The sequence below is a fragment of the Deinococcus frigens DSM 12807 genome (genome assembly GCF_000701425.1).
Lineage (GTDB): Bacteria > Deinococcota > Deinococci > Deinococcales > Deinococcaceae > Deinococcus > Deinococcus frigens.
In genome coordinates this window covers 22,205-30,698 of sequence record NZ_JNIW01000043.1, presented here as the reverse complement: position 1 = coordinate 30,698, position 8,494 = coordinate 22,205, and the positions used below count along the sequence as shown (strand labels likewise).

Annotated in this window: 13 protein-coding genes; all 13 read right to left on the bottom strand. The window is 67.0% G+C overall.

What is annotated here, in order from left to right; all coding sequences use genetic code 11:
• Positions 1-531 (bottom strand): hypothetical protein (locus Q322_RS0114090; protein ID WP_029478548.1); only part of this gene is annotated, 531 nt, incomplete at its 3' end.
• On the bottom strand, positions 528-947 hold the full coding sequence (locus tag Q322_RS0114085; protein WP_029478547.1) for a hypothetical protein: 420 nt from the start codon (positions 945-947) through the stop codon (positions 528-530). The genes Q322_RS0114085 and Q322_RS0114090, both read right to left, overlap by 4 nt.
• Positions 944-1,459, bottom strand: a complete 516-nt coding sequence (locus tag Q322_RS0114080) for a hypothetical protein (RefSeq protein ID WP_029478546.1) — start codon at positions 1,457-1,459, stop codon at positions 944-946. Before Q322_RS0114080 ends, Q322_RS0114085 begins: the two co-directional genes overlap by 4 nt.
• Positions 1,456-1,920, bottom strand: a complete 465-nt coding sequence (locus Q322_RS0114075) for a hypothetical protein (RefSeq protein WP_029478545.1) — start codon at positions 1,918-1,920, stop codon at positions 1,456-1,458. The genes Q322_RS0114080 and Q322_RS0114075 overlap by 4 nt, the downstream gene beginning before the upstream one ends.
• On the bottom strand, positions 1,917-2,615 hold the full coding sequence (locus Q322_RS0114070) for a hypothetical protein (protein WP_034418648.1): 699 nt from the start codon (positions 2,613-2,615) through the stop codon (positions 1,917-1,919). The genes Q322_RS0114075 and Q322_RS0114070 overlap by 4 nt, the downstream gene beginning before the upstream one ends.
• Positions 2,612-2,986, bottom strand: a complete 375-nt coding sequence (locus tag Q322_RS0114065; protein WP_029478543.1) for a hypothetical protein — start codon at positions 2,984-2,986, stop codon at positions 2,612-2,614. Before Q322_RS0114065 ends, Q322_RS0114070 begins: the two co-directional genes overlap by 4 nt.
• 3 nt (positions 2,987-2,989) lie before the next feature.
• Entirely contained in the window at positions 2,990-3,532 is a 543-nt protein-coding gene (locus tag Q322_RS0114060) for a hypothetical protein (protein WP_029478542.1), read from the bottom strand.
• 50 nt (positions 3,533-3,582) lie between these two features.
• Positions 3,583-4,785, bottom strand: coding sequence for a phage major capsid protein (locus tag Q322_RS0114055; protein WP_029478541.1), 1,203 nt, complete (start codon positions 4,783-4,785; stop codon positions 3,583-3,585).
• Between the two features lie 72 nt (positions 4,786-4,857).
• Positions 4,858-5,232, bottom strand: coding sequence for a hypothetical protein (locus Q322_RS0114050; RefSeq protein WP_029478540.1), 375 nt, complete (start codon positions 5,230-5,232; stop codon positions 4,858-4,860).
• A 53-nt stretch (positions 5,233-5,285) separates the two neighbouring features.
• On the bottom strand, positions 5,286-6,581 hold the full coding sequence (locus Q322_RS0114045) for a hypothetical protein (RefSeq protein WP_029478539.1): 1,296 nt from the start codon (positions 6,579-6,581) through the stop codon (positions 5,286-5,288).
• Between the two features lie 26 nt (positions 6,582-6,607).
• A complete protein-coding gene (locus Q322_RS0114040; RefSeq protein WP_029478538.1) occupies positions 6,608-6,940 on the bottom strand; it encodes a hypothetical protein in 333 nt (110 codons plus the stop codon).
• The gene (locus Q322_RS24825) at positions 6,937-7,065 is read right to left on the bottom strand and encodes a hypothetical protein (protein ID WP_281173652.1); all 129 of its coding nucleotides are present in this window, start codon (positions 7,063-7,065) and stop codon (positions 6,937-6,939) included. The genes Q322_RS0114040 and Q322_RS24825 overlap by 4 nt, the downstream gene beginning before the upstream one ends.
• A 4-nt stretch (positions 7,066-7,069) precedes the next feature.
• The gene (locus Q322_RS0114030) at positions 7,070-8,491 is read right to left on the bottom strand and encodes a hypothetical protein (protein ID WP_029478537.1); all 1,422 of its coding nucleotides are present in this window, start codon (positions 8,489-8,491) and stop codon (positions 7,070-7,072) included.
• Positions 8,492-8,494: the final 3 nt, after the last annotated feature.

Below are 8,494 nucleotides of genomic sequence, written 5' to 3'. Positions count from 1 at the left end.
GAAGGGCGAGATTGGCGCGCCCTCCGGGTGGTGCAGCGCCCAGGCCGCGTGGAAGGCCATGCTCGCGCTCACGAACTCGGTGCGCGACTCGGGCACGGTCAGGGTCAGCTCGTGGAGCTGGCCGTCACGGATCTGGACGTGCCCGGCCCCCGGCACCCGCCACTGCCCGGAAAACGCAGGGAGAGGAAAGTTGGGGTCCCACTGCGTGGCGTCCTGGGGCGTGATGACACCCGTGCCGTCCGGCTCGCCGTACATCAGGCGCAGCATCAGGGCCACGTCGTTCACGGTGGCCTCGGTGGGCACGCTGCGGGACATGTAGTCGGTTCCGGCGTACTCTGCCGGGCTTTCGAACGAGGTGCCCCGGAACGCCTGGCTGACGCGCTCCAGATCGTCGGGCATGTAGCCGGTGCCGCCGGTCTCGCGCAGGAAGTTGGTGGGCGGCGTATACACGCCGGGTTCGGCCTGGGCGGCGATGCCGAAGTGGCCCTTGCGCCCATCGTTGCGGACGCCAGTGTTGGCGATAAAGGTCATGCGCTCTCCTGGGGATCAGGGACGGCAGATTCAATCGGCGCGTCGGTGGTGGTGTCCGTGGTGGCCCGCTTGCGGGTGGGAGTGAAGTAACCGGTGGCGAGGAGGGCCGCACGCTGCTCGTCACCCTCCGGTTCCAGCACGTCACTGGGTTCGATGTGAGTGACCAGCACCGTGCCGCTCTCCAGACGGATGCTGCCTGCGGTCTGTCCGGTGTATTCCACGCGGGTCATGGATTCCTCGGCCTGCTCTCGGAGTGCATCGAAGGCGTGGCGCTGGGTCTGGAAGACCTCCAGAGTCGCGCCGCCCTGCTCGGCGATGGCGCGCAGCTCGTCGAGCTGCCGGGCGGTGTAGTCGTCCGGGGACAGCTTCTCCCCGTTGGCCTGCTCGATGGCGGCCACCTGATCGGTTTTTTTCATGGGTTCACGCCTCCTGTGGCGTCGGGGTTGAGAAAGGCTCTCGGGATCAGCAGGTTCACGCCCAGGGTCCACTCCACTTCCAGCGTCAGCACTGGTGGGTGCTGCATGCTCACTGGGGTGTCGTTCAGGAACCACCGCGCCGGAACCAGCCCGAACTGGCGCAGGCCCGGCACGGCCCGCACGCGGGCATCCTCGGTAAAGGTGGCGAGCGCAGAGGCCAGACGCGCTTCATCCGGGAAGGTCTCGCGCTGATCGGTGTCCTGTGCGTAATGCACGGCGATATAGCCGCCATACTCACGCGGCAACACCAGGAAGTCCCCATCCCAGCCGGAGCCGGAATCAAGTTCGGTGCTGTCGGTGACGCAGAACTCCGAACGTCCCGGAATGATCTCGTGGGCGTGCAGGGCGCGCGGAATCAGCCGGGGGAGCTTCCCCAGCACGATCACCCGCTGAACCAGCAGGCGCAGCAGGTGGGCGGCGTTGTCGGGCCACGGCTCGGGCGGGTTGGTCAATTCGGGTTACCTCCCAGCGTGGAGTTGAGGTGATCACCCAGCTCGCGCAAAGCGTCCTGGGCCGCGTCCCTGACCATGTGGCGGGCACGGATGCGGACCTTGCGGGTCCGAATCCAGGGACCAGTCGCAACAGCGCCGTCTCCTGCCGCGTACAGCCGGAAGGTCAGATACTTGCCGTTTCTGGGAAGGATGGTGCCGCCTTCCTCCTGGATCTCGGTTCCTGGACCGCTGACGGACAGCGAACCACCCGAAGCGTTGAAGGTCGCCCGCACTCTGGACCGCGTGCTTCCAGACCTGGCCCGCAGGTAGCGCGTACCGGGACCACCGCCCACGTTGTCGCGCAGGCGTTCGGCAGCGTCCTCAGACCACTGGCGGTTCAGGGCCAGGGTCAGCCGGGCAGGTTGAAGCGCGCGGACTTCTCGGAGCATGGCGTCGATGCTGCCCTGCACCTCGAAGCTCACGGCAACCCTTCATCCCACCACGGGTCACGGCCCGGCGGCGCACCGTCCGGCGTGTCCGGCGTGGGGTCTGGGTTGTCTGGCGTGGGCAGGGGCGGCCTCTCGGCTCCCTGACCCTGCCAGCTCACGCCCACGGTGTCACCCAGGGCGTCCCGTTGTACGGGCGGCACCACCTGATAGCGGTCTCCCGCGTCGGTGGTGAAGGTGTCGCCAGGTTGCAAGGTGACTCCGGGCGGCGTGGAGGCCAGTCCGCTGTTGTTGGGTGTGCCGGTCAGTCCAGTGGCCTGAATGGGCGCAGCGTCCAGTGCCTTGATCCGCAAGCGGAAGCCCTGCACGCCGATCAGCGCCACCAGCGGGTAGGCCCGTTCGTCCACCAGGCGGCAGACGCCCACCTGCTGCCCGGTCCAGATGGACGGATCGGCCCACAGCCCCAGCACCAGCAGCGCCCCCTGGTAAATCAGGGAGGCGCCCGGTGTTGGACGTGCGTCGTCAGGATGCACCCGCAACAGGCGCAGGCTGGCTGGAATGGGGTCCGTCTGGAGCTGGGTCTCGGAACTGCGCCCGCCCTTGTTCGGATCGCGCACGCTGAAGCGGCAAGTGGCGTCGTCGCTCCAGGTGCCGGTCAGGGTGTACAGCAGATCGGCGTTGTCGGTCAGCAGCCGGTGGGCTGTGGCCTGCACGCCGGGCAACCGGGTCACTGCACGCCCCACTCGCTGAAGAACGGCGCGAAGTCTCCCCCTGCCGCTTCGGCAGTGGTCACCGACAGCGCCAGCGCCATGTCACGGCCCGCAGCCAGCCGAATGATGCGGCTTTGAAGATCGCGCTCGATGGTGATTTCACCCTCGGCGCGGAACTTCTCCACCTCACCCTCCAGCACCACGATCCTGGCCCCGTAAATCAGTGCCAGAACGCCCTGGCGCTGCGCCTCGGAAGGTTCGGCATTCGCCTGAATGCCGCGCAGGGTCATGTACGCGGCAATCCGGGCCGTCAACGCGGCTTGATCCGCCACGCCCAGCATGGCCGGGGTCAGTGGCTCAGGGTCCAGCAGGAAGCGGGCGGCGGCGTCCACGGCTTACTCCTGCGGGACGGGCGGCACGACTTTCCGGATGGCCTCCAGTGAAGTCTGGGCAATTCCCGACAGGTCAATCAACTCCTGATCGGTGGCCCCCTGCACCATATCGGCGGTGTAGTACCCGTTCTCGAAGAGCGTGGACCGGCTTGGGAAACCGTGTGGAAGCAGCACGCCGACCACGTCCCGGTATTCCTTGAGCGCGGTCACGTCTGCCGGATCGGCGGCCTTGCCCTGCGCGGCCTGCACCTGCTCACGCAGTTGGGTGGCCTGGGTCTGCGCGGCAGTGGCCTTCGCCTCCCACTGCTGGGCGGCGTCCAAGGCGGTCTGGAGCGCTGCCGTCGCGTGATTGTCCAGGGTGGTCACAGGATCGGGGGCGGATTCCGGGCGGGGGTTGATGATCTCCTCGCCCTCGGTGTCCTCGATCATGCCCTTGGCGGCGTGCTTCTCGTAGTCGAAATTTGGCAGATCGCTGGGGAGTGGGCTGCCCGCAGGCAACCACTTTCCCCCGGCGAACACCTGTGTCACAGTTTTCAGGTTCTTCACGGTTCGTTCCTCCAGTTGGAGCGGATGGGGTACTCAGGCGGCGGGGGCGCTCAGTCGCCCTGGGCGATGACCACGCCGTACTGATCGCGCAGGTCCGCGCCCACCACGTCATGCACCTTCAGGGCGAAGTTGCGGTTCTCGAAGTCGCCTTCCAGGTCCGTCTCGTCCACATTCACCATGCGGGTAAAGGTCTTGGGGCCGCCCTCGTAGCCGCGCAGGGCGGCCAGCTCGAAGGGGTTGTTGCGCCCGTCCACCACTAGATAGTCGTCGTCGCCGATGTTCTTGGCAGCGTAGCGGTCCGGGTACTCGGCCAGCAGGTCCGCGATCATGTCCTCGACATGAATGTTGCCCAGCATGTAGGCCGGGTTGCGGTTGGGCACCAGGGCCAGCGCGCCGGACCCGCCGCCGACGGGCACCAGGTACTCGTTGGCCATGCTCGCGGCGGCCTTGCGCTCCCAGATGGTGGGCACGAACAGATCGGTGGGGCGGCGGCTGGCACGGCGGCCCGTGGCGCTGTCCACCTGCGCGCTCATGAAGGCGGCCAACTGGTCCAGATTGGCGGGCGTCGGCCCCTGTTCACCGTCGGCCAGCGGCACACGCGGCGCTTTGCGCAGGATCACGTCCAGAATCACACTGGCGCGGGTGCGGCGGGCCACATTGCCCAGGTCGGCGGCGGCAGCCGTGAAGTCGCCCAGGTCATCGTTGATGTACGCCTCGAAGGTGAAGGTCAGCGCCAGCGCGTAGTCGGCCACGGTGTAGCCCTCCTCGCTGGTAAAGAACTTGGTGTACTCGATGTTGGCCGCCTCCGGGCGCACCGGCAGGAAGCGGTGACCGATGGCTCCGGGCCGCGTGCCTTTCAGGGCCTTGAAGTCGGTGGCCGTGCGGCGGGCAGCGAACTTCGGCAGGTCACTCTCGGGGAAGGTGAAGCCGGGACGGCTGGCCGCCTGACGGACCTGCGCGACGGCCAGTGGGAAATCGCTGGTGGTGTGGGTCTCGCGGTGGGCGCGGCGGGTTTTCTCGAAGTCGAGAATCATCCCCTCCATGCGAATCAGCGCCGCTTCCTTGGCGCTGGCGTCCATGCCGCGCACGTTGTCCAGCTCCTTGTCGAGGAACTGGCCGAAGTAGCCCATCTGGAAGTGCTGCTGTGCGGATTCCAGCACGGTTTGGATGGTCAGGGGGATGACGCGGTTTTCGGGGATGACGCCCCGATCCGCGAGACGGGTCAGCTCGAATCTCACTTCTTTAATCGACATGCGGCCCTCCTGGGCGGTGCAAAAGGAAAGGCCCGCCTCGCTGGGAGGGGGCCTTGGGGTGGGGGCTGCTGCTTAGTTGGCGCGCAGAGCGATCGTGGTGGCGTTGAGCTTGTACCCGACGAACAGGCCGTCAGCGGGCGTAGCCCCATACGACTTGTCGGCCTTCAGGTAGACCTTGCCGAACGCGGCCACAGCGGCGATGGCCGTTGCGGGAACGCCAATGCTTTCCACGATGCCGGGGAGAAACACGGTGGCCTGGTTCTCGACGAGGCCCTGCGGCGCGGTGCCCTTGGACACCATGTCAGCGGTGGCCTGATCGGTTTCAGCGTGGCCATAGAGATCGTCGGTGCCGAGCTTCACGAGATCGCCGCTCTTAGTGCCAGCGGGAACGGTGAGGGCGACAGAAATGCTGCCGCCCGTGTAGGCCCAGTGCTTTTTGTTCTTCATGGGATGGCCCTCCTTGGGGCTGAGGTGGCGGGAAGGCAGACCGGCAGCGCGGCTTAGATCAGGCCAGCGCGGCTGCGGGTGCTTTCAAACTGGCGGGTCTCGCCGTTGCGGGCCTGCTCGGCCTCGGTGCGGGTGCGGCTGTTGTCGCCACTGGGCAGCGGCACGCGGTTCTGGCCGATGGGGCGGGGAGCGCTCTCGCGCTGGCCCAGGGCGGCCTTACGTTCGACGATCTTGCGGTCCACTGCGGCCTTGGCGGTTTCGTCGCTTTCGGCAGCACGGGCGGCACTGATCAGATCGTTACGGAACGAGGCGTCCAGATCAATCTCGGTTTCGCCGTGCTTGACCGTCCCCGCGCTGGGCAGGCGGGCCGACTCCAGGGCAGTGATGGCAATCGCGTCCCGGCGGGCATTGTGGTTGTCGGTGGTCAGGCCGGACACCTGTCCGCGCAGCTCCACCACGGTCTGCTCCAGCACGCGGTAGTCCCCCAAGCTGACGGTGCCAGTGTCGGCAGCGGTAGGCGCAGGGGCCGGGCGGTTGACGCTTTCCTGCGCGACGGCCTCCAGCGTCGTCAGGTATTCCGCCTGAGCCTCAGTCTTGGCCTTCAGCTCTTCGAGGGTCTTGCAGCCGTACTTCTCCATCAGGGCTTTGATCTTGGGGTGCATGTTGCCCTCCTGTGGGCGCGTAGGCGCGGGCGGCTGCCGCTGGCGCTGCTCAGCGCTACGGGCCTGTCCGCTGGGATTGGCGGGATCTGAAACGAAGTCCACCGTCAGCAGGCGGAAGTCGTCCTGGATCACGCCGATTAGCTCTTCGGGATCGTGGTAGGTGTCGTCGACTTCCTTCGCAGGGAGCCACTTCACCGAACCGGTGCCGCTGGTACTGATGCCAACGGCCACCTTGGATGCCAGCAGACCGCGCAGGGTGTCGCCGGTGGGGGTGGCCACCACCACGCCCTCGCCGATCACCATGTCGCCGTCGATGCTTAGCGAGTCGAACAGACCGGCGATCTTCTCCAGTCGGCCCTTCATCGGGTCATACCAGTCGTCGGCATGTTCGAGCAGGCCCCACAGCCGTCCGGCACTCAGGTCTTCCTGAGCCGCGTCAATGGCAGCCTGATACGCGCTGCGGGGGTAGTAGCGCCCGTTGCGGTTCACGATGTCCACCTTGCCGATGTCGCACTTGAAGCGGGTGACCTTCTGCCCGTCCTGCGTGGCCTCGCTGAGGGTGACGTTGGCGCGCTCAGGCCGCCGCGTCTCGCTGAGCTGCTGGCTGGTGTCGAGCTGGCCACTGACGCTCTCGCGCAGGTGAACGGTGAGGGCGGTGGTGCAGGGCGAACGGTTGAGCTGTTCCATGTAGAACCTCCAGGGGCGCGGCTGCGTTAGCGGCGGAAAAGGGAGCGCAGCCAGTCCAGACCGGACGGGTGCTTATCGAGAATGGAGGTTTTGCCAATCACGTCTTTAAGCGTCGGCTTCGGCCCCGCATACGGGTTGGGCGGAGGCGGGGATTTGAGCGCCCCGCGCACCATGCGAACGATGTGTCGGGAGGCGATCGCCCCGCCGCGAACCGGAACGGTGCCGTCTCCATTCGACGCGTCCCGCCAGCGGTCAATCATGCTTTCAGCGACGGAGCGCGGGTATTCATACACGTGCTGCCGCCCGTCTACTGTCTCTACGATGAGACGGACCTGTTCAACTTCCGGCGATCCGGTCATTCGCGGAGGGCGGGCGTGTCGCCCAGCTTGGCGAGGGCAGCCTTTGCGGCAGCTACCGTGATTTCCCCTTTTGCCTGCTGCAACAAAATCGCCTCGCGCTGGGCGAGGCGTTGCTGCTTGCTCATAGGGCTACGGGGTGACGGCGGGGGCTGGGGATGTTTGTCCGGCATGGGGGCCACCTCCTGGGGGCGCGGTGGGTGCAGCGGCCTGCGGATTTGGCAGCCCAAAGTCCAGACCGACGGCGGCCATCCGGTCATTTTCCTCAGCCGGATCAAAGGAAAGAGAGCCACTCAGGGTCTGCGGGCTGGCCCAGCCGTTGCGGGCGGCGGCCTCGGCGCGGGTGATCAGGTCCGCCAGGCTGTCCTGGGTGATCGTCGGGAAGACCCACGGCACCTCGATCTGCCCGGCCCTGACCTTCTTCTTGCGGCTGACCCGTGTCTTGCCGCCGTCCTTCACATCGAAGGTGGTGATGGTGTATATCTTGTCCGGCCCGTAGCGTCGCCGCAACTCGGCGCGGTACAGGCGGTCCAGGTGGCTCCGCAGGGCGGCGTGAATCCGCAGGACGCTACGGATGGCGGGCAGGGTCATGCTTTCGGCAGTGGTGCGCGTTATGGTGCCGCCCTCGCCCAGGTAATGCTCAGGCATCCCCAGCACTCCCAGGGCAGTCAGGCGCACGAAGGCGCGGGCGTCGGCTTCCGCATTGGCGGCCCCGGCGGCGGGGGTCATGAAGTTGATCTCGTCGCTGATCACGGTCTTGCCGTCGTCGGCCAGCACCTTGGCGAGGGTCAGGATGCCGCCGCGCCTGGGCATGGTTCGGTACGCCTGCGCCTTGGCCTGGTAGGTGGCGCGGCTGCTGGGGTCCTTGCGGTCCACGAAGACGGTCTGGACGCCCAGGATGCGCCCCTGAAGGTCATGCGTGTTCAGCCGGTGCTGGAGCAGCGTGACGTAGGCGTCGGCGGGGGCCAGCGCCCGCATCGCCACCGGCCAGCCGCGCGCGTCATTCCACAGGGCGTTGTGCGCCGTGAAGATGAACTGGCCTGGTTCCCAGGTCAGGGTTCGGTTGTTCTCGCCGGGGGCCGTGACCTGCGTCACGCCCGAGGACACGTCCGAACGCAGCCGCACACCCCGGTCCATGTCCAGGTGGGCGATCCGGGCAGGCTGATCGCCGATGTCGTCCAGCGGGAACACGCCGCACAGCTCCCCGTCCAGCAGGTATTCCGTGACCAGACGGCTGCTCATCAGGTGACCCAGATCGTTGGTGTCCCAGAAGTCCGAGAGCGCCGCCTGGGCGTTCTTGTCGGCATTCAGCTCGGCATAGGTGAAGGCGTCGCCGATCAGCAGCGCCACGGCGATCTCCACCGCCGCGCCGAACAGCGGGTTGGTGAAAAAGGCGGTACGCGTCTGCCGCCTCACCGTGTCGCGGTCCACGCCGTAGACCCGGCCACTGCTGCCCACACCCTGCCAGGGCAGCCCTTCGCGCCAGCCCTGCGAGAGGCTGGTCTCCGTGCCGCCGCTTTCTTCCAGGGGTTCACCGTTGGGTCCAAATAACATGCT

What these genes read in the sequence shown, in the direction of transcription:
- Q322_RS0114085 (WP_029478547.1), bottom strand. Translation starts at nt 947, where the DNA reads ATGAAAAAAACCGATCAGGTGGCCGCCATCGAGCAGGCCAACGGGGAG.
- Q322_RS0114055 (WP_029478541.1), bottom strand. Translation starts at nt 4,785, where the DNA reads ATGTCGATTAAAGAAGTGAGATTCGAGCTGACCCGTCTCGCGGATCGG.
- Q322_RS0114050 (WP_029478540.1), bottom strand. Translation starts at nt 5,232, where the DNA reads ATGAAGAACAAAAAGCACTGGGCCTACACGGGCGGCAGCATTTCTGTC.
- Q322_RS0114045 (WP_029478539.1), bottom strand. Translation starts at nt 6,581, where the DNA reads ATGGAACAGCTCAACCGTTCGCCCTGCACCACCGCCCTCACCGTTCAC.
- Q322_RS0114040 (WP_029478538.1), bottom strand. Translation starts at nt 6,940, where the DNA reads ATGACCGGATCGCCGGAAGTTGAACAGGTCCGTCTCATCGTAGAGACA.
- Q322_RS24825 (WP_281173652.1), bottom strand. Translation starts at nt 7,065, where the DNA reads ATGAGCAAGCAGCAACGCCTCGCCCAGCGCGAGGCGATTTTGTTGCAG.
- Q322_RS0114030 (WP_029478537.1), bottom strand. Translation starts at nt 8,491, where the DNA reads ATGTTATTTGGACCCAACGGTGAACCCCTGGAAGAAAGCGGCGGCACG.